Consider the following 18,383-nt stretch of genomic DNA (forward strand, 5'->3'; position numbering starts at 1 on the left):
CGTGATCGTACCGCGCCCGAAAGCGTGGACTTAAAGTCCAAGGCCCTCGAAAAGCGCCGTCGAAAGGTAGCGTTCCGCAAAGGAAGGAATGATGACGACGATGTTCTTGCCGGCATTTTCTTCCCGCGCGCCGACCTTGATTGCCGCCGCCAGCGCCGCACCCGAGGAGATGCCGACCGGCACGCCTTCCAGCCTTGCCGCCAGACGTGCGGTTTCGAAAGCCTCGTCATTGGTCACGGTGACGATCTCGTCATAAATGCCGGTATCGAGGATGGCGGGTGCAAAACCGGCGCCGATGCCCTGAATCTTGTGCGGGCCGGGGTTGCCGCCGGAAAGAACCGGACTGTCGGCAGGTTCGACCGCAATGACCTTCACCTCGGGCTTGCGGGATTTCAGCACCTGACCCGTGCCAGTGATCGTGCCGCCGGTGCCGATACCCGAGACGAGAATATCGACCGTGCCTTCGGTGTCGTTCCAGATTTCTTCAGCCGTCGTCTTGCGGTGAATATCGGGATTAGCAGGGTTTTCGAACTGCTGCGGAATGATGGCGTCGGGCAGCGTTTCGGCCAGTTCCTGCGCCTTGGCGATGGCGCCCTTCATGCCCTTGGGACCTTCGGTCAACACCAGTTCGGCGCCGAGCAGGGCCAGCATTTTCCGGCGCTCAACCGACATGGTTTCAGGCATGGTCAGGATCAGCTTGTAGCCCTTCGCAGCGGCCGCGAAGGCAAGCGCGATGCCCGTGTTGCCGGAGGTCGGCTCCACCAGCGTGGTCTTGCCAGGGGTGATCTTGCCCTGAGCTTCCAGAGCTTCGATCATGGCGACGCCTATGCGGTCCTTCACGGAAGCGATGGGATTGAAAAATTCGAGCTTGGCGAGAAGGTTGGCCTTCACGCCCTTCTCTTCCGCCAGCTTGTCGAGCCGCACGATCGGCGTGTCGCCGATTGTTTCCGTAATCGAGGAATAGACGCGTCCGCGTCCGGGCTTTCTGGCTTCGGGCATGATGCTCTCCTGTGTAAGACCGCAAGATTTGAGCGGCAGAATAGGAGCAATAGCTTTCGCAAGCTAGCGAACGTTCGTCCTAATATCCCTAGATTACAGGAATAATTTCACGATAAATCGCGTAAATGCACTAATTTGTTTTACGTGCTGCGGATCGCGATCATGGTCGCGGTTCCGGCCAGAATACCCGCCGCCGTGCGGTTGAGGATCGTCAAGGCGCTCGGCCTTTTCAGGAGGTTACGCGCCTTGGCCGCAAGCAGGATATAAGGCAGGAGAACCGCCATCAGCACGACGAAGGTGATGGCGAGAAGTGTCGCATATTCCGAAGGGCCGATCATGCGGATATCGATCAGCGTCGGCACCAGCGCCACATAAAACAGCATGGTTTTCGGGTTGCCGAGCGTGATCAGCAGGCCGGACAGGAAGGACATGGGCATGCTGGTGCTTTTCTTGGCCTTCAGCTCCTGTGGCAGCAGGCCGGCGGTCCAAAGCTTCCAGGCGATATAAAGGAGATAGGCCGCGCCCGCGAATTTCAGCACCATGAACGCTTCCTGAAAGGTCTGCGCGACGAAGGCCAGGCCCAGGATCACAGCGGTCAGGTAAATCATGTCGCCCAGCACCAGCCCGAGACCCATGAAGAAGGTTTCGCGAAAGCCCGAACCCAGCGCCCGCGCCACGATCGCCGTCATGCCGGGGCCTGGAATGGCGGCGGCGATGAAGAGGGCAGTGGCATAGGCGAAAAGGGTCGTCAGCGTCATGATCATGTTTCCCGGAAAATCCGCTAAATCCATAACGAAATTGCCGGATAAAGACAATCAGTCCGCGCGTCTGTTCCAGCGGCGTCGCTAAACCCCGGTGGAGCCAAAACCGCTGGTACCCCGTGCCGTCTGCGAGGTCTCCGTCACCTCGCTCACAACAACCTGGGTTACCGGCGCGATCACCATCTGCGCAATGCGCATACCGCGCTCGATGACAAAAACGTCCTGGCCAAGATTGGCGAGGATGACTTTCACCTCGCCGCGATAATCGCTGTCCACCGTGCCGGGAGAGTTGAGGCAGGTGATGCCGTTCTTGATTGCGAGGCCGGAGCGGGGGCGGATTTGCGCCTCATAACCCTGCGGAACCTCGAAGATGAAACCGGTCGGGACCAGCGCGCGTTCGCCGGGTTGCAGGCTCATCGGTTCACCGGCAGGTACGGCAGCGCGCAGGTCCATGCCGGCGGCGCCACGGGTCTCATAGGACGGCAATTCGAGGTCAGCGCCATTGGCGAGGCGGACGAGCCGGAGAGGGGGGCGATTGTCGTTTTGAAGGGTCATGCGGCATTAGTTTGCCGAGATCGCGGCAAGGTCAATTGCAAATGTGGGCCTGAAACGCTAGATAGCCCGCAATTCCACAGGATTTGTCAGATGGCCGAAACACTTGCCGAGGCGGTCTCCCGCCGCCGCACCTTTGCTATTATTGCGCACCCGGACGCGGGTAAGACCACGCTTACCGAAAAACTGCTGCTGTTCGGCGGAGCGATCCAGCTTGCCGGTGAGGTGAAGGCGAAGAAGGACCGCATCCAGACCCGTTCGGACTGGATGAAGATCGAGCGCGAGCGCGGCATTTCGGTCGTCACTTCGGTCATGACCTTCGAATATAACGACCGTGTCTTCAACATTCTCGATACGCCCGGCCACGAGGACTTTGCTGACGACACCTACCGCACGCTGACGGCGGTGGATGCGGCGATCATGGTCATCGACGCCGCCAAGGGTATCGAGCCGCGCACGCTGAAGCTCTTCGAAGTCTGCCGCATGCGCGATATTCCGATCATCACCTTCATCAACAAGATGGACCGCGAAAGCCGCGACCCCTTCGAGATTCTGGATGAGGTGGAAGAGAAGCTCGCGCTCGATACCGCGCCCATCACCTGGCCGGTCGGTCGGGCAAAGACCTTCTGCGGCGCCTATAATCTTGCCGACAGCACCTTCCGTGGCGTCGATACCCAGGTGGAAGCCATGCCGGTCAACGGTCCGCAGGCGGTTGCCGATCGTCTGCCGGAAAATGAGCGCCATCTTTTTGTCGAAGAAACGGAACTGGCGCTGGAGGCCTGCCGTCCTTTCGATCGTCAGGCATTTCTCGAAGGTCATATGACGCCGGTGTTCTTCGGTTCGGCGCTGCGCAATTTCGGTGTGCGTGACCTCATCAATGCGCTTGGCGATTTCGCACCGCCGCCGCGCGATCAGGTGGCCGATACCCGCACCGTCCATGCGGCTGAAGAGAAAATGACGGCCTTTGTCTTCAAGATTCAGGCCAATATGGACCCGAACCATCGTGACCGTATCGCCTTTGCCCGCATCTGCTCCGGCAAGCTGGAGCGCGGCATGAAGGCGCGGCTTGCTCGCACCGGCAAACAGATGGGCCTCACTGCGCCGCAGTTCTTCTTCGCCTCGCAGCGTCAGCTTGCCGATACGGCCTTTGCGGGTGACGTGGTGGGCATCCCGAACCATGGTACGCTGCGCATCGGCGATACGCTGACCGAGGGTGAAAACCTGGTTTTCCAGGGCGTGCCGAACTTTTCACCGGAAATTCTCCGCCGCGTGCGTCTGGAAGACGCCATGAAGGCCAAGAAGCTGAAGGAAGCCCTGCAGCAGATGGCGGAAGAAGGCGTCGTGCAGCTCTTCTCGCCGGAAGACGGTTCGCCGGCCATCGTCGGCGTTGTCGGCGCGCTGCAGCTCGACGTGTTGAAGGAGCGCCTGATGGGCGAATATGGCCTGCCGGTCTCCTTCGAAATGTCGCGCTTTTCCGTCTGCCGCTGGATTTCTTCCGATCAGCCGGCTGAAATGGACAAGTTCCTCAACGTCAAGCGGGGCGATATCGCCCGCGATCTGGATGGCGATCCGGTGTTTCTGGCGCAGGACGCCTTCTCGCTCCGCTATGAGTCCGAGCGTTTTCCGGCGATCAAGATGGTCGCGATCAAGGAATATCACGTCGCCAAGGCGGCGTGATATCAGCCGGATTGCACTTTGTATGCCAAGGGCTTAGTTTCCCGGTGAAACGGGAAACTGGTCCGGCATCATGACGCTTTCAGGCAAACATATTCTCCTCATCATCTCCGGCGGCATCGCGGCCTATAAGAGCCTCGATCTCATCCGTCGGCTGAAAGAGCGCGGCGCCAAGGTGACACCTGTGATGACGAAAGGTGCGCAGGAATTCGTCACGCCGCTTGCGGTCGGCGCGCTGTCCGCCACCCATGTCTTCACCGAGCTCTTTTCCCGGCAGGATGAACAGGATGTCGGCCATATCAGGCTGGCGCGTGACTGCGACCTCGTGCTGGTGGCGCCCACTACCGCCGATCTGATGGCGAAGATGGCGCATGGCCTGGCAGACGATCTTGCTTCCACCATTCTTCTCGCGACGGATCGCAAGGTGCTGGTGGCACCGGCGATGAACCCAAAAATGTGGGCGGCAAAGCCCACGCTGCGTAATGTCGAAACGCTGAAAAAAGACGGCGTGTTTTTCATCGGACCCATGGCCGGCGAGATGGCAGAGAAGGGCGAGGCTGGTTTTGGCCGTATGGCCGAGCCGCTGCAGATCGTCGAAGCCGTCGCCGCACTGCTGGATGAGGGGCCAAAGCCACTGAAGGGCAGAACGGCCATCGTGACCTCCGGTCCCACGCATGAACCGATTGACCCGGTGCGCTACATCGCCAACCGCTCCTCGGGCAAGCAGGGCCATGCCATTGCGGCGGCTCTGGCCGAGCTGGGGGCAGAGGTTACGCTGGTTTCCGGCCCGGTCACCATCGCCGATCCTGCCGGGGTCACGACGATCCATGTCGAGCGCGCCGAGGAGATGCGCGATGCGGTGATATCGAGACTGCCGGCGGATATCGCCGTCATGGTCGCCGCCGTCGCCGACTGGCGGGTGACGGGCTCGTCGGAGCAGAAGATCAAGAAGCAGCCGGGCGATGCGCCGCCAGCGCTGCAACTGACGGAAAATCCCGATATTCTCAAAACCGTCGGCCATCATGAAAAGCGCCCGAAGATTGTGGTCGGCTTCGCCGCCGAAACGCAGGATGTCGAGAAGAACGGCCGGGCGAAGCTGGAGCGCAAAGGCGCGGATTATATCGTCGCGAATGATGTTTCGGTGGAAACCGGCATCATGGGCGGAGACCGCAACAGCGTGAAGATCATTTCCGCAGATGGCATCGACGTTTGGCCGGATCTGGACAAGGTCGAAGTTGCAAAACGTCTGGCGGCCCTGATCGCGGAGAAACTCGCATGAGCCTGTTCGATCGCAAGACTTTCGACAGGGTGCTCGGTAAATGGCCGGGCGTGCGTTTTGTCGACCAATGGGATTCCCACGTTGCCAAGGTTGGCGACAAGGTTTTTGCCGTGCTTGGCGAGCGGGAGGACTGGCGGCTGGTCGTGAAATGCTCGGAAGAGAGTTTCGAAATATTGACCTCGCTGGAAGGCATAGGGCAGGCGCCCTATTTCGCCAAACGCAAATGGATATCGATTGGCGATCATGCCCCGCTCGAGCAGGAAGAACTGGAGCATTATGTGCGCCGCTCCTATGAGCTTGTCGCAGCCGGTCTGACCAAAAAACTGCGGGGCGAACTGGGTATCGTGATCGATACTGCGCGTGCCCTGTAGTTTTTCGGTTCAGTCGAGCTTGGTGTCCTTGCCGATTATCTGACGGACGCCTTCCTTGGTGAAGGGCTGCAGGAGCTGCGGCAGGAATCCTTTCGCAATCTTACCCTTGATACCGATATCGGTGGAAGAGGGCCTGTCGGGGTTATGATAGGAGCCGAAGATCAAATCGAAGAAGACGAGATTCTCGCCGTAATTGGTGTTTCCTTCCGGAAGCTGCTTTGAATGGTGCCAGCGGTGTAGGCGCGGGGTGCTGAACACGTAATCGAGCGGCCCCGTTTTCATATCGACGTTGCAATGGGTCAAGATGCCGATGAATGCGGTAACGGCACCGAGCCACCAGAAAACCTGTAGCGGCGCACCCATGAAATAGAGCGGAATCTGGCTGAGCGCGATCTTGAACAGGGAGTCGGCCACATGGAACCGTCCCGTATTGACGACCCAGAGCCGCACGACGCTGTGATGCAGCGCATGGAAACGCCAGAAGAATACGGTTTCATGCGCAATACGATGGGACCAGTAGAGGCCGAATTCGGCAATCGTCACCGCAAGGGCGACCTGAATGATCATCGGCAGATGATCCGGCCACAAATCGAACCGCATGGCGGCGAGCGGCTGCAGCACATTGGCGGTCACCATCGGGAAGATTGCCGCTGCGGCGGCTGCTAGCTGGACCAGCCCTTTCGTCAAAAGCGTGTGGCCGATGCTGTTCACGGTCTCGCCATCACCCTCAAGCCATTGGATTTCGTAAGGAATATAGCGTTCGAGAAGAAACAGGCTCAAAACCGCGCCCGCATAGACGGTCAAAAAGGCCGCGATCGGATGGCTGCTCGTAAAAGCGAAATAGGACCCCACCAGGCCGCCGACGAACACCAGCGGCCACGAAGAATAGGAAAGGGCCTCTTTCAGTACCTGCGCTTTTGCCATCAAAATCAAATCCCGTCCGGCATCGTCCGTTTATACCGCCGGCGCAATTCCGCGCAGGCATCAAAGCAGCCCTTACCCCGCATCGATCACCTGTCTCGATTAGAGATCAGGCCCTTATCGCTCCAATGCATTACACAAACATGGCACTCACCGGTGCCGAGATGCTCAGCTTATCCTGATGGCGATGTAAAGAAGCGTCAGCGCTATGACCCAGAGTGCCGCCCGTCCCCATTTGGTGTGGCGCGCTTCCGCCTTGCCGATGGCTTCCGCCGTCTGCGCGTCGAAACGCAAGCCGTTCTCGCTCATATACATCAACTCGGAATGCAGCTTTTCGGTCTTGGCGGCGATCTCCGGCGCTGCCTCGGCAAGTTTGAGAGCCGCCTTCACGCCGTCCTTCAGATCGGTGACGATGCGTTTCGGGCCGAGATTGTCCCTGATCCAGCCGCCGACAACCGGATCTGCCGCCTTCCACATGTTGAAGCGCGGATTAAGCATGCGCGACACGCCTTCCACCACCACCATGGTCTTTTGCAGCATCACCAGTTCCGGCCGCGTTTCCATGTCGAAAAGCTCGGTCACTTCGAATAGCAGCGTCAAAAGCTTGCCCATGGAGATCGTTTCGGCCGGCTGGCCGTGGATCGGCTCACCAATGGCGCGGATCGCCTGGGCGAAGCTTGCTATATCGTGATGGCCCGGCACGTATCCGGCCTCGAAATGCACTTCCGCCACCCGCATGTAATCGCGGGTAATGAAGCCGTAGAGAATTTCGGCAAGGAAGCGGCGTTCCTTTTTGCCGAGACGCCCGGCAATGCCCATGTCGACGGCGACGATCTCGCCCTCAGCATCGACGAAGAGATTGCCGGGATGCATGTCGGCATGGAAGAAGCCATCGCGCAGCGTGTGCCGCAGGAAGGACTGGATCAGCGTGTCGGCGAGTTTGTTCAGGTCGTGACCGGCGGCCTTCAACCCTTCGATATCCGACATCTTGACGCCGTCGATCCACTCCATGGTGACGACATCGCGCCCGGTGCGTTCCCAATCGACCTCGGGAACCCGGAACCCGGGATCGTCCCTGGTGTTTTCCGCAAGTTCGGAAAGGGCGGCGGCCTCGAGCCGCAGATCCATCTCGATCTTGGTGGTCTGCTCCAGCGTGCGTGTCACCTCGACGGGGCGCAGGCGACGCGCGGAGCGGACGAAACGCTGCTGCAGATCGGCGATCAGATACATCGCTTCGAGATCGTTCTGGAAACGCTGGCGCACGCCGGGGCGGATGACCTTGACGGCCACCTTGCGCGGCCCCTTCGGCGTATCCACCATTGCCGGATGAACCTGGGCAATGGAGGCGGCGGCGATAGGATCGCCGAATTCCCTGTAGAGATCGGACACCGAACGTCCGAGCGAGCCTTCGATATTGGCTTTCGCCGCGGCCGCCGGAAAAAAGGCCATGCGGTCTTGGAGGCTCGCGAGATCGTCGGCGAAGTCGGCGCCCACCACATCCGGCCGGGTGGCGAGAAACTGACCCATCTTCACATAGGAAGGACCAAGCCGTTCGACAGCCACCGCCAGACGGTCGCTGCGCTGCGCCCTTTTTGCCTTGCTGCGGGCGAATGGCTTCAGCAGCGCTTTCAACAATTGGGCGGGAGCAGGCAGGTCATCGGAAGGCAGGGCCAGCACGACGCCTTCGCGCACGAGAACCCAGCCAACCCTTGCGAGGCGGAAATATGCGCCCAAAGTACTCATGCTTATGCTTGTCTCCTGCGTCTGCCGGCCATGGTCTTAAAGCTTCCAGCCGGAATGCAGGGCGGCGATGCCGCCGGTGTAGTTGGTATAGGAGACACGGGAGAAGCCGGCGGTGCGGATCATCGTCGCGAAATCCTCCTGATTGGGGAATTTGCGGATCGATTCGACCAGATATTGATAAGGCTCGGCGTCACCCGTGATCATCTTGCCGAATTGCGGGATGGCGTTGAACGACCAGGCGTCATAAACGCGGTCGAGCAACGGCATTTCGACCTCGGAAAATTCCAGGACCAGCAGCCGCCCGCCGCGCTTCAGCACGCGGTGTGCCTCTTTCAGCGCGACATCGATGCGCGGCACGTTGCGAATGCCGAACGCGATCGTATAGACGTCGAAACTGTTTGCCTCGAAAGGCAGTTCCTCGGCATTGGCTTCCACGAAGGTCAGATTGTCGGAAAGCTTCTTTTTTGCCGCGCGCTCTTCGCCGACGGCCAGCATCGAGCCGTTGATGTCGAGAACGGTGGCATGCGCCAGACGGTTGGAGGCTTCGATGATGCGGAAGGCGATATCGCCAGTCCCGCCCGCAACGTCCAGAACCTTGTAGGACGCGTCCTTGCGCGGCGAAAGCGAAGAGACCATGGCGTCTTTCCACAGCCGATGCAGGCCAGCCGACATCACATCGTTCATGATGTCGTAGCGTTTGGCCACCTTGTGGAAGACTTCGTTGACCAGCCCCTGCTTTTTGCCTTCGTCCACCTTGTGGAAGCCATAGGACGTTTCCATGCCGCCTTGGGCAGTGGTACGGGCGTCGGTCATCGTCTGTCTCCATATTTATTGCGTGGCGGACCATAGCGGAAACGCCATGGCAACGCTATCTGTTGCCGCATCGCCTGGGCGCGACATTTCGCGTGCACTGTATAGACCACATGGTCCTAACGATAAACTGTCGGATAAGCCAGATGCCAGAATTGCCAGAAGTCGAAACCGTCAGACGCGGCCTTGCGCCCGCCATGGAAGGCGCAAGGGTCCGCAGGCTCCATCTCGGCCGCCCCGATTTGCGCTTTCCATTCCCGCAGGATTTCGCAGTGCTCATCGAAGGCAAGACGATCCTGTCGCTCGGGCGCAGGGCGAAATATCTTCTGATCGAACTGGAGGATGGGCTGACCATCGTTTCCCACCTCGGCATGTCAGGCTCGTTCCGTATCGAGGCGGAAGCGGGCGAGGCCGGCGATGCTCCCGGCGCGTTTCACCATGCCCGTTCCAAGGACGGCAAGCATGACCATGTCGTCTTTCATCTGGATAAAGGAGAAGAGCGCGTCTGCGTCATCTATAATGATCCGCGCCGCTTCGGCTTCATGCATCTGGTGGAGCGCAACAGGCTCGACCTTTACCCCGCCTTTGCCGAGCTCGGCCCGGAGCCGACAGGCAATGCGCTGAGCGCGGATTATCTGGCGAGCCGGTTTGAAGGTAAAAGCCAGCCCCTGAAAAGCACGCTGCTGGACCAGAAGGTCATTGCCGGTCTCGGCAATATCTATGTCTGCGAGGCGCTGTGGCGCGCGCAGCTTTCGCCTTTGCGGGCGGCGGGAACGCTGGTGACGAAAGGTGGCAAGCCCAAAGCGCAGCTCGTCGATCTGACGGAGAAAATCCGCGACGTGATCGCGGATGCGATCGCGGCCGGCGGCTCCTCATTGCGAGACCATATACAGACGGACGGAACGCTCGGTTATTTCCAGCATTCCTTTTCGGTCTACGATCAGGAAGGCCAGCCTTGCCGGACACCCGGCTGCGGGGGTACGGTTGAAAGGGTGGTGCAGGCCGGTCGTTCGACCTTTTATTGCGCCGCCTGCCAGAAGTAACGGAGCCGGAGTGCCGGAAGGGGAGATTGCCGTGGACTATGAAACGATACTGGTCGAGAAACGCGATGAGGTGGGTGTCATCACCCTCAACCGCCCCAAGGTGCTCAACGCTCTCAATTCGGTGCTTCTGAAAGAGCTGCGGCACATTCTGTCTTCGTTTTCCGCCGATGATTCCATCGGTGCGATCATTATCACCGGTTCGGAAAAGGCATTTGCAGCAGGCGCCGATATCAAGGAAATGCAGGGGCTGGATTTCGTCGACGCCTATGTCGGCGATTTTCTCGGCGGCTGGGACGAGGTTGCGGCCACCCGCAAGCCGGTCATCGCTGCCGTATCCGGCTTTGCGCTGGGCGGGGGCTGCGAACTGGCGATGATGTGCGATTTCATCATCGCTTCGGAGACGGCAAAATTCGGCCAGCCGGAAATCACCCTCGGCGTCATCCCTGGCATGGGCGGCTCGCAGCGGCTGACACGGGCAGTCGGCAAGGCGAAGGCCATGGATCTGGTTCTGACCGGGCGGATGATGGATGCCGCGGAAGCCGAGCGGGCCGGTCTCGTGTCTCGTGTCGTGCCGGCTGCAAATCTCATGGACGAGGCGGTGGAGGCGGCAACCCGCATCGCTTCCCTGTCGCGTGCTTCCGTTCTCATGGCCAAGGAAAGCGTCAATCGCTCCTTCGAGGTGCCGCTTGCGGAGGGACTGAGATATGAAAGACGATCCTTCCAGTCGCTCTTTGCGACAGTGGATCAGAAGGAGGGCATGGCCGCCTTCGTGGAAAAGCGCAAACCCGCTTTCCGGAATCGCTAAGGATTCGGAATATCGGCGCTTTTAAGCGTTTTGCGCGTTGACGGGCGTAAGCTTTAGCGGTATATGCCCGCCCACGGTTAAGGAAAGCCATCCGGCTTGTCCGAAATTACTCCCGCATTCTTGGGTTACGTGAGGTCTTCGAACGACCCGATCCTATGGTTGCGGAATTTGGTTTGAATTCGAAGAGAGGCATACATGGCCAATACAACTTCGGCGAAAAAGGCGACCCGCAAGATCGCTCGCCGTACCGCAGTCAACAAGGCTCGCCGTTCGCGCGTTCGCGGCTTCATCCGCAAGGTCGAAGAAGCCATCGCTTCCGGTGATCTCGCAGTCGCTACCGAAGCTCTGAAGGCAGCTCAGCCCGAGATCCAGCGCGCCGCCACCCGGGGCGTTCTGCACGGCAACACCGCATCCCGCAAGGTGTCGCGTCTCGCACAGCGCGTTAAGGCTCTTTCCGCCTAATCCGGCTAATCACAAATAATTATTCAAAAAGCCTGGTCTTTTGACCGGGCTTTTTGTGATTCTAACTGCCCGTTAACCATTGCTGCCGTAACGTGACAAACGCGTGTCAGATGGACGACAGGAAATTTGCAATAAAAACAACAGCTTGCTGGAGGTCTCTGGAAAACTCGGGGGCTTTCTCTACGGAAGTCGCGGCTAGTTTTGAGTCAAGAAGATTTTTATTTTTTTGCCAAAATCAGCTCTCAAAAATCGCCAAAATTGAATCTCATTGATTCATAAGCGATTCTGCTTCGCACCTTGTCGGTGATGCAAAACGGCCTTTGCGAGTCAATGGCCGATCTGAGTTTTTGCAGAAAAAACGCCATTGATCTCTCCCCACGATCCTGCCTAAATGCATTTCAACAAGGGGTGCGGATCTCAGTCCACAGATTATCTCGATGATCGTATCGACGATATTCACCTTCTTGCTGGCGGGTCTTTCGGGGTCCGTTTTTTCAGGTCATGGAGCTTTTTGTGCCGTTTCGGTCTCCGGAACGGGCGGGAGTTTTTTGCCCTTAAGAATGCGCCTTTAGGTTGTAACGAAAGGAGCGTTTTAGCGTGTCGCAGGCCTCTCCATGAGGGGGAGGGAAATGGGATAACCGGCTCGCAAACGAGTAGTCGCCTTTGCGTTCTTTCGAGGGGAACGCTGAAGGCAAAAATATACGAGGGGGATCTCTGGCGATCGATCTTTGATCGTCAGGCTATGATTGGCAATTTGAAAGGCGGCAATATGCAACTGAATTTGGCGATGGGTGCGGTGGCTGATGGGGACCGCGCACCAAAGACGCGTGATGCAACTTGCTCAGATGCGGCAGGGGACAAATCGGCAATGACGCACGATGCGCTGTTTGAACGTTTTAGCGCGCGGCTCAAGGCACAGGTTGGTCCGGAGGTCTATGCAAGCTGGTTTGCACGGCTCAAACTCCATTCCGTTTCGAAAAGCGTCGTCCGTTTTACCGTTCCGACGACCTTTCTGAAGTCCTGGATCAACAACCGTTACATGGATCTGATCACGAACCTCGTCCAGAGCGAGGATCCGGATGTGCTGAAGGTGGAGATTCTGGTCCGCTCGGCCAGCCGCCCGGTCCGTCCGGCTCAGACCGAGGAAAGGGCGCAGCCCGTTCCGGAAGTCGGCGCGGTTCAACGTAACAAGTCCTTCATTCCGTCGCAGCCCGCGACGCCTGCCGCGCAGCCTGCGGCTTCGCAGGCGACCCTGCGTCAGGGCGGTTCCGGGCCGTTGTTCGGCTCGCCGCTCGACACACGTTTCACCTTCGATACCTTTGTCGAAGGCTCGTCCAACCGCGTCGCGCTTGCGGCGGCAAAGACGATCGCCGAAGCCGGTGCCGGCGCCGTGCGCTTCAATCCGCTGTTCATTCATGCGGGTGTCGGCCTCGGCAAGACGCATCTTCTGCAGGCCATTGCCAATGCCGCCATCGACAGCCCGCGCAATCCGCGCGTGGTCTATCTGACGGCCGAATATTTCATGTGGCGTTTCGCCACTGCGATCCGCGACAATGATGCGCTGACGCTGAAGGACACGCTGCGCAATATCGACCTGCTCGTCATCGACGACATGCAGTTCCTGCAGGGCAAGATGATCCAGCACGAATTCTGCCATCTGCTGAACATGCTGCTCGACAGCGCCAAGCAGGTCGTGGTCGCGGCTGACCGTGCGCCGTGGGAGCTGGAATCGCTCGATCCGCGTGTCCGTTCCCGTCTTCAGGGCGGCATGGCCATCGAGATCGAAGGTCCCGACTACGATATGCGCTATGAAATGCTCAACCGCCGCCTCGGCTCTGCACGCCAGGACGATCCGTCCTTCGAGATTTCGGATGAAATCCTGACCCATGTGGCCAAGAGCGTGACGGCAAGCGGCCGCGAACTGGAAGGCGCCTTCAACCAGCTGATGTTCCGTCGCTCCTTCGAGCCGAACCTCTCGGTTGATCGTGTCGATGAGCTGCTGTCGCATCTCGTCGGGACGGGTGAGGCCAAGCGTGTACGCATCGAGGATATTCAGCGCATCGTCGCCAAGCACTATAACGTGTCGCGACAGGAGCTGGTGTCCAACCGCCGCACCCGCGTCATCGTCAAGCCGCGCCAGATCGCCATGTATCTGGCAAAGATGCTGACGCCGCGGTCTTTCCCCGAGATCGGTCGCCGTTTCGGCGGTCGCGATCACACCACGGTTCTGCATGCCGTGCGCAAGATCGAGGAACTGATTTCCGGCGACACCAAGCTCGGCCACGAGGTTGAGCTGTTAAAACGCCTGATCAACGAAAACAACGCATGAAAAAAGCGGCCTTCGGGCCGCTTTTTTATTGTCGTCTTGTTTATTGGGCTAAAGCTGGTGGAGGCTGGCGTCAGCAGGCGAGATCGGCCACCACCGCGTCCAGAATGAGCATGCCGGACGGCGTGCAGCGCAGGCGGGAATTGCCGAGCCTCTCCACGAAACCGTGCTGAAGGAGGAATTCCTCCTTTTCCGGGTCGAGATCGCGGCCGGAAAGATCGCTCCAGCGGGCGAGGTCGATACCTTCGCGCAGGCGAAGGCCCATCAGCAGCAATTCATCGGCCTGCTCGTCGACGCCAAGCAACTCCTGATCGACCATGCCGTGGCCTTCCCGCTCAACGGTTTCGAGCCAGTTTTCCGGGTGGCGCTCGGTGGCGGTTGCGAGCTTGGAAGCGCCTCTCGTCAGGCGTCCATGCGCGCCGGGGCCGATGCCGGCATAATCGCCATAACGCCAGTAGGTCAGGTTGTGGCGGCTTTCAGCGCCCGGCCGGGCATGGTTGGAAACCTCATAGGCAGGCATGCCGTAACGCTCGGTGATTTCCTGCGTCGCTTCATAAAGCACGGCCGAATGTTCGCCATCCGGCACGATCAGCTTACCGGCCTTGTGCAGCCCGTAGAAGGGCGTGCCTTCCTCGATGGTCAGCTGATAGAGCGACAGATGGTCGACCGCGTAGGAGACAGCCTCTTTCAGCTCGGCGTCCCATTCGGCCACCGTCTGGTTCGGACGGGCATAGATGAGATCGAAGGACATGCGCGGAAAAATCTCCCGCGCCAGCCGGATGGCTTTCAACGCATCGGCAACATCATGCAGGCGGCCGAGGAACTTCAGGTCCCGGTCGTTCAGCGCCTGCACGCCGAGCGAGACACGGTTGACGCCCGCCGCGCGGTAACCGCGAAACCGTTCCGCCTCGACGCTGGAAGGATTGGCTTCCATGGTGATCTCGATACCATCGGGCACATGCCAGAAGCGCGAGACGCCATCGAGAAGTGCTGCGACCGTCTGCGGGTCCATCAGCGATGGCGTGCCGCCGCCCATGAAGATGCTGGTGACGACCCGCGGGCCGCTCAGCGTCCGCATATGTTCCATTTCACGGAGAAAGGCAGCCGTAAACCGTTCCTGATCCACCGGCCGGTGGCGGACATGGCTGTTGAAATCGCAATAGGGACATTTGGCCGCACAGAAGGGCCAATGCAGATAGATCCCGAAACCGGGATCGCCCGTATCCGGCAGAAGCGATGCGCCGGGGGCAGAAAGTTGATGCTCCCCGACCATCGGGTTCATGCCTCCAGGCAGGTTTCTACGAATTTTTTAAACGCCCGGGCACGGTGCGAAAGCGCGAAGGCGTCGCCATGTTTCCAGCCGTGTTTTTCATCCGCGCTCATCTCGCCGAATGTGGTGTCGTATCCCTCCGGTTTGAAGACCGGATCGTAACCGAAACCGCTCGTTCCGCGCGGCGGCCACACCACCGTGCCTTCCACCTCGCCACGGAAATATTCGAGATGCCCGTCCGGCCAGGCGAGGCACAGCACGCTGACGAAGCGGCCGGTGCGGTCTTCCGGCTTCGATGCGCCGCGCTCGGCCAGCGCATCCTCTACCTTCTGCATCGCCATGGCGAAATCGCGCGTGCCATCGGCCGTTTCCGCCCAATTGGCGGTATAGACACCCGGCGCGCCATCCAGCGCATCGATGACCAGACCGGAATCGTCGGACAAAGCCGGAAGACCCGATGCCTTTGCAGAGGCAAGCGCCTTGATGGCGGCATTTTCCTCGAAGGTCGTACCCGTCTCATCCGGCTCTTCGAAATTCAGCTCTGCCGCCGATTTGGCGGAGAAGCCGAAAGGCCCGATCAGATCGGCGATTTCGGCGATCTTGCCCTTGTTGTGGCTGGCGACGACGATCGTTCTGGTATCGAGCTTGCGCATGGTGCTTTCCTGTCGGCTCAGGCGATTGCCTGTTTCTGAAGGGCGACCAGTTCGCCGCAACCGGCCTTGGCAAGACCGAGCAGCGTCAGGAATTCTTCCTCGGAGAAGGGCGCGCCTTCCGCCGTGCCCTGAACCTCGACGATGCCGCCGGAGCCGGTGATGACGAAATTTGCATCGGTCTCGGCCGACGAATCCTCGAGATAATCGAGATCGATCACCGGCTGGTTGGCGAAGATGCCGCAGGAGATCGCGGCGATATGGTCCTTCAGAACCTTCTCGACCTTGATCATGTTGCGGGTTTCCATCCATTTCAGGCAGTCATGCAGGGCAATCCATGCGCCGGTGATGGAGGCGGTGCGGGTGCCGCCATCGGCCTGGATCACGTCGCAGTCGATGCTGATCTGGCGCTCACCCAGCGCCTGCAGATCGACGACGGCGCGCAGCGAACGGCCGATGAGGCGCTGAATTTCCTGCGTGCGACCGCCCTGCTTGCCGGAAGCGGCCTCGCGCTTCATGCGCTCATGGGTGGAGCGCGGCAGCATGCCGTATTCGGCGGTGACCCAGCCCTTGCCGCTGTTGCGCAGCCATGGCGGCGTCTTTTCTTCAAGGCTTGCGGTGACGAGCACATGCGTGTCGCCGAATTTCACGAGACAGGAACCTTCGGCATGTTTCGAGAAATTGCGCTCGAAGGAAACCTTGCGCATCTGGTCGGTTTTTCTGCCTGAAGGCCGCATATGATCCACTCTCCATGTTGGTCCCTGCCTTCTAAGGCGAGGTCCGGGCTTTTGCAAAGCCAATTTCCATTTTGCCGCGGCGTTGCAACGCATTATATTGATGCAAGCTGGTTTGAACGACAAAGAACGGACGAAATGGGTTTTTCCGCACCGCTATCAAAAGATCAGGCATCGCTGCTGGATGAACGGTCTCGGGAAATTTTCCGGCGCATCGTCGAAGGCTATCTCGATACGGGCGAGCCGCTCGGATCGCGCAGCCTGTCGCGGCTGTTGCCGATGTCGCTTTCACCCGCCTCCGTCCGCAATGTCATGAGCGATCTCGAAGAGCTCGGCCTCATCTATTCGCCGCATATCAGCGCCGGTCGCCTGCCGACCCAGACGGGGCTGCGCTTCTTTGTTGACGCTTTCATGCAGGTGGGTGATCTGCCCGCCGAGGAAAGGGCGACTATCGACCGTCAGATCGGGCCGGTCGCCGGGCACGAACAGTCTCTGGAAGGGCTGCTGACGGAGGCGAGCCGCATGCTGTCCGGCATGTCGCGCGGCGCCGGCCTCGTATTGACGGCGAAGAACGACGTCATCCTCAAGCATGTCGAATTCATAAGGCTGGAGCCCACCAAGGCGCTCGCCGTGCTGGTGGGCGACCACAATCAGGTCGAAAACCGCATTATCGAATTGCCGGCCGGCATCTCCTCGTCGCAATTGACCGAAGCGGCGAATTTCATCAATGCCCATCTCTCCGGTCAGACGCTGCATGAGTTGCGCGGTCAGTTTCAGACGCAGCGGGCGGAGCTGCAATCGGAACTTGGTATATTGGCGCAGGACCTCGTGGAGCGTGGTCTGGCGGTATGGGCGGGAGACAATGAGGAGGGCAAGCTCGGCCGTCTCATCGTTCGCGGTCGCTCCAACCTGCTCGAAGGTCTCGCCGGTGAGGAAGATATCGATCGGGTGCGCCTGCTGTTCGACGACCTGGAGCGCAAGGAAAATCTCATTGAAATCCTCAATCTCGCGGAAAGCGGCTCGGGGGTCAGGATTTTCATCGGCTCGGAAAACAAGCTGTTTTCGCTGTCCGGTTCGTCGCTGATCGTCGCGCCCTATCGTGATGAGGACAATCGTGTCGTGGGTGCGGTCGGCGTCATTGGCCCGACCCGGCTGAATTACGCCCGTATCGTGCCGATGGTGGACTACACGGCGCAGATCATGGCCCGCCTTTCCCGCAAGCAGAGATAGGACAAACCCGCAGGGTCAGGGAATGCGGCAAGCTTTTCGCCGCAAGCCTTGATTTTTGCCCGTCAAAGCTCGATATCGGGCGCAACCAACATATTCAAATCTGGAGAACGTCATGACCGACGATACAAAAAAGCCCGGACCTGACGCGGACGTCGCCGAAGAGTTTGTCGAACCCGCGCTCGCCGGGGAAGAGCCGATTGACGCTGCCGAACCCGATCCGGTCGAGCTGCTGAAGGCTGAAAATGCCGACCTGCGTGACAAGTTCCTGCGCCTTGCGGCCGAAATGGACAATCTTCGTCGTCGCACGGAGCGCGATGTCAAGGATGCGAAAGCCTATTCGCTCGCGGGTTTCGCGCGCGATATGCTCGCCGTTTCCGATAATCTTCGCCGCGCGCTTGAAGCCATTCCCGATGAACTCAAGACCAATGGCGAAGCCGGTCTCAATGGTTTGATCGAGGGCGTCGAGATGACGGAACGTTCGATGCTGTCGACGCTTGAACGCCACGGCGTGAAGAAGATCGATGCCGAAGGCCAGAAGTTCGACCCGAATTTCCATCAGGCCATGTTCGAAATTCCGAATCCGGCGGTTCCGAACAATACCGTGCTGCAGGTGGTTCAGGCCGGTTTCACCATCGGCGACCGCGTCCTGCGCCCGGCAATGGTCGGCGTCGCCAAGGGCGGCCCCAAGGCGGAAGTTGCCGCATCGGCCGAGCCGGGCACCTCGTCTCTCAATGAAAAAGACGCGTAAGGCAT

General features: G+C 59.5%; 18 protein-coding genes. 9 read left to right on the top strand and 9 right to left on the bottom strand.

Annotation, left to right across the window (positions count from 1 at the left end):
- Positions 1–30: 30 nt before the first annotated feature.
- The 3 genes from cysK to dut all read right to left on the bottom strand — a co-directional run bounded on the left by cysK (position 31) and on the right by dut (position 2,315).
- Complete coding sequence (gene cysK / locus EM858_RS11370; protein WP_127756758.1) at positions 31–999, bottom strand: cysteine synthase A; 969 nt, start codon at positions 997–999, stop codon at positions 31–33.
- Positions 1,000–1,139: 140 nt separating this feature from the next.
- Complete coding sequence (locus tag EM858_RS11375) at positions 1,140–1,757, bottom strand: LysE family translocator (RefSeq protein ID WP_003520102.1); 618 nt, start codon at positions 1,755–1,757, stop codon at positions 1,140–1,142.
- Between the two features lie 87 nt (positions 1,758–1,844).
- Positions 1,845–2,315 carry a dUTP diphosphatase gene (dut, locus tag EM858_RS11380; protein WP_127756759.1) on the bottom strand — a complete coding sequence of 157 codons (471 nt, stop codon included), beginning with the start codon at positions 2,313–2,315 and terminating at the stop codon, positions 1,845–1,847.
- 90 nt (positions 2,316–2,405) lie between these two features.
- On the opposite strand from dut, the gene EM858_RS11385 reads away from it, so the two are divergent.
- From EM858_RS11385 to EM858_RS11395, 3 genes are all read left to right on the top strand, one after another.
- Positions 2,406–3,989, top strand: coding sequence for a peptide chain release factor 3 (locus tag EM858_RS11385; RefSeq protein ID WP_003520100.1), 1,584 nt, complete (start codon positions 2,406–2,408; stop codon positions 3,987–3,989).
- 70 nt (positions 3,990–4,059) lie between these two features.
- Positions 4,060–5,265 (top strand): bifunctional phosphopantothenoylcysteine decarboxylase/phosphopantothenate--cysteine ligase CoaBC, encoded by a 1,206-nt coding sequence (gene coaBC, locus EM858_RS11390; RefSeq protein WP_127756760.1) that lies wholly within the window; start codon positions 4,060–4,062, stop codon positions 5,263–5,265.
- Complete coding sequence (locus EM858_RS11395; protein WP_080818102.1) at positions 5,262–5,636, top strand: MmcQ/YjbR family DNA-binding protein; 375 nt, start codon at positions 5,262–5,264, stop codon at positions 5,634–5,636. Before coaBC ends, EM858_RS11395 begins: the two co-directional genes overlap by 4 nt.
- A gap of 9 nt (positions 5,637–5,645) precedes the next feature.
- Here EM858_RS11395 and EM858_RS11400 read toward each other — a convergent pair whose 3' ends face one another.
- The 3 genes from EM858_RS11400 to ubiE form a co-directional block, all read right to left on the bottom strand.
- Positions 5,646–6,560 carry a sterol desaturase family protein gene (locus EM858_RS11400; RefSeq protein ID WP_127756761.1) on the bottom strand — a complete coding sequence of 305 codons (915 nt, stop codon included), beginning with the start codon at positions 6,558–6,560 and terminating at the stop codon, positions 5,646–5,648.
- A gap of 165 nt (positions 6,561–6,725) precedes the next feature.
- Entirely contained in the window at positions 6,726–8,300 is a 1,575-nt protein-coding gene (ubiB, locus tag EM858_RS11405) for a 2-polyprenylphenol 6-hydroxylase (protein WP_080818093.1), read from the bottom strand.
- Between the two features lie 36 nt (positions 8,301–8,336).
- Complete coding sequence (gene ubiE, locus EM858_RS11410; RefSeq protein WP_127756762.1) at positions 8,337–9,113, bottom strand: bifunctional demethylmenaquinone methyltransferase/2-methoxy-6-polyprenyl-1,4-benzoquinol methylase UbiE; 777 nt, start codon at positions 9,111–9,113, stop codon at positions 8,337–8,339.
- A 143-nt stretch (positions 9,114–9,256) separates the two neighbouring features.
- On the opposite strand from ubiE, the gene mutM reads away from it, so the two are divergent.
- The 4 genes from mutM (at position 9,257) to dnaA (ending at position 13,749) form a co-directional block, all read left to right on the top strand.
- Positions 9,257–10,153 (top strand): bifunctional DNA-formamidopyrimidine glycosylase/DNA-(apurinic or apyrimidinic site) lyase, encoded by an 897-nt coding sequence (gene mutM / locus EM858_RS11415; RefSeq protein WP_127756763.1) that lies wholly within the window; start codon positions 9,257–9,259, stop codon positions 10,151–10,153.
- Positions 10,154–10,184: 31 nt separating this feature from the next.
- The gene (locus EM858_RS11420) at positions 10,185–10,958 is read left to right on the top strand and encodes an enoyl-CoA hydratase (protein WP_127756764.1); all 774 of its coding nucleotides are present in this window, start codon (positions 10,185–10,187) and stop codon (positions 10,956–10,958) included.
- Positions 10,959–11,153: 195 nt separating this feature from the next.
- Positions 11,154–11,420: a 30S ribosomal protein S20 gene (gene rpsT, locus EM858_RS11425; RefSeq protein WP_003493474.1), complete on the top strand. Its 267-nt coding sequence runs from the start codon at positions 11,154–11,156 to the stop codon at positions 11,418–11,420.
- A gap of 868 nt (positions 11,421–12,288) precedes the next feature.
- Entirely contained in the window at positions 12,289–13,749 is a 1,461-nt protein-coding gene (dnaA, locus tag EM858_RS11430) for a chromosomal replication initiator protein DnaA (RefSeq protein ID WP_003520091.1), read from the top strand.
- 70 nt (positions 13,750–13,819) lie between these two features.
- Here the strand turns inward: dnaA and hemW are convergent, their stop codons facing one another.
- From hemW to rph, 3 genes are read right to left on the bottom strand one after another with little or no spacing between them, the layout of a single operon-like run.
- Positions 13,820–15,019 (bottom strand): radical SAM family heme chaperone HemW, encoded by a 1,200-nt coding sequence (hemW, locus tag EM858_RS11435; RefSeq protein ID WP_059759503.1) that lies wholly within the window; start codon positions 15,017–15,019, stop codon positions 13,820–13,822.
- 5 nt (positions 15,020–15,024) lie between these two features.
- Positions 15,025–15,669, bottom strand: a complete 645-nt coding sequence (gene rdgB, locus EM858_RS11440; RefSeq protein WP_003520089.1) for an RdgB/HAM1 family non-canonical purine NTP pyrophosphatase — start codon at positions 15,667–15,669, stop codon at positions 15,025–15,027.
- Positions 15,670–15,686: 17 nt separating this feature from the next.
- Complete coding sequence (gene rph / locus EM858_RS11445; RefSeq protein WP_080818085.1) at positions 15,687–16,403, bottom strand: ribonuclease PH; 717 nt, start codon at positions 16,401–16,403, stop codon at positions 15,687–15,689.
- Between the two features lie 135 nt (positions 16,404–16,538).
- On the opposite strand from rph, the gene hrcA reads away from it, so the two are divergent.
- The gene (gene hrcA / locus EM858_RS11450; RefSeq protein ID WP_020811203.1) at positions 16,539–17,630 is read left to right on the top strand and encodes a heat-inducible transcriptional repressor HrcA; all 1,092 of its coding nucleotides are present in this window, start codon (positions 16,539–16,541) and stop codon (positions 17,628–17,630) included.
- 112 nt (positions 17,631–17,742) lie between these two features.
- Entirely contained in the window at positions 17,743–18,378 is a 636-nt protein-coding gene (gene grpE / locus EM858_RS11455; protein ID WP_080852756.1) for a nucleotide exchange factor GrpE, read from the top strand.
- The last annotated feature ends 5 nt before the right edge of the window (positions 18,379–18,383 follow it).

Origin of the sequence: Agrobacterium sp. CNPSo 2736 (assembly GCF_004005385.1) — a bacterium.
Lineage (GTDB): Bacteria > Pseudomonadota > Alphaproteobacteria > Rhizobiales > Rhizobiaceae > Agrobacterium > Agrobacterium leguminum.

Coding starts and splice junctions, on each gene's coding strand:
- coaBC (WP_127756760.1), top strand. CDS start 4,060: ATGACGCTTTCAGGCAAACATATTCTCCTCATCATCTCCGGCGGCATC.
- ubiE (WP_127756762.1), bottom strand. CDS start 9,113: ATGACCGACGCCCGTACCACTGCCCAAGGCGGCATGGAAACGTCCTAT.
- EM858_RS11395 (WP_080818102.1), top strand. CDS start 5,262: ATGAGCCTGTTCGATCGCAAGACTTTCGACAGGGTGCTCGGTAAATGG.
- EM858_RS11400 (WP_127756761.1), bottom strand. CDS start 6,560: ATGGCAAAAGCGCAGGTACTGAAAGAGGCCCTTTCCTATTCTTCGTGG.
- EM858_RS11375 (WP_003520102.1), bottom strand. CDS start 1,757: ATGACGCTGACGACCCTTTTCGCCTATGCCACTGCCCTCTTCATCGCC.
- hemW (WP_059759503.1), bottom strand. CDS start 15,019: ATGGTCGGGGAGCATCAACTTTCTGCCCCCGGCGCATCGCTTCTGCCG.
- dut (WP_127756759.1), bottom strand. CDS start 2,315: ATGACCCTTCAAAACGACAATCGCCCCCCTCTCCGGCTCGTCCGCCTC.
- cysK (WP_127756758.1), bottom strand. CDS start 999: ATGCCCGAAGCCAGAAAGCCCGGACGCGGACGCGTCTATTCCTCGATT.
- hrcA (WP_020811203.1), top strand. CDS start 16,539: ATGGGTTTTTCCGCACCGCTATCAAAAGATCAGGCATCGCTGCTGGAT.
- rdgB (WP_003520089.1), bottom strand. CDS start 15,669: ATGCGCAAGCTCGATACCAGAACGATCGTCGTCGCCAGCCACAACAAG.
- grpE (WP_080852756.1), top strand. CDS start 17,743: ATGACCGACGATACAAAAAAGCCCGGACCTGACGCGGACGTCGCCGAA.
- ubiB (WP_080818093.1), bottom strand. CDS start 8,300: ATGAGTACTTTGGGCGCATATTTCCGCCTCGCAAGGGTTGGCTGGGTT.
- mutM (WP_127756763.1), top strand. CDS start 9,257: ATGCCAGAATTGCCAGAAGTCGAAACCGTCAGACGCGGCCTTGCGCCC.
- dnaA (WP_003520091.1), top strand. CDS start 12,289: ATGACGCACGATGCGCTGTTTGAACGTTTTAGCGCGCGGCTCAAGGCA.
- rpsT (WP_003493474.1), top strand. CDS start 11,154: ATGGCCAATACAACTTCGGCGAAAAAGGCGACCCGCAAGATCGCTCGC.
- rph (WP_080818085.1), bottom strand. CDS start 16,403: ATGCGGCCTTCAGGCAGAAAAACCGACCAGATGCGCAAGGTTTCCTTC.
- EM858_RS11385 (WP_003520100.1), top strand. CDS start 2,406: ATGGCCGAAACACTTGCCGAGGCGGTCTCCCGCCGCCGCACCTTTGCT.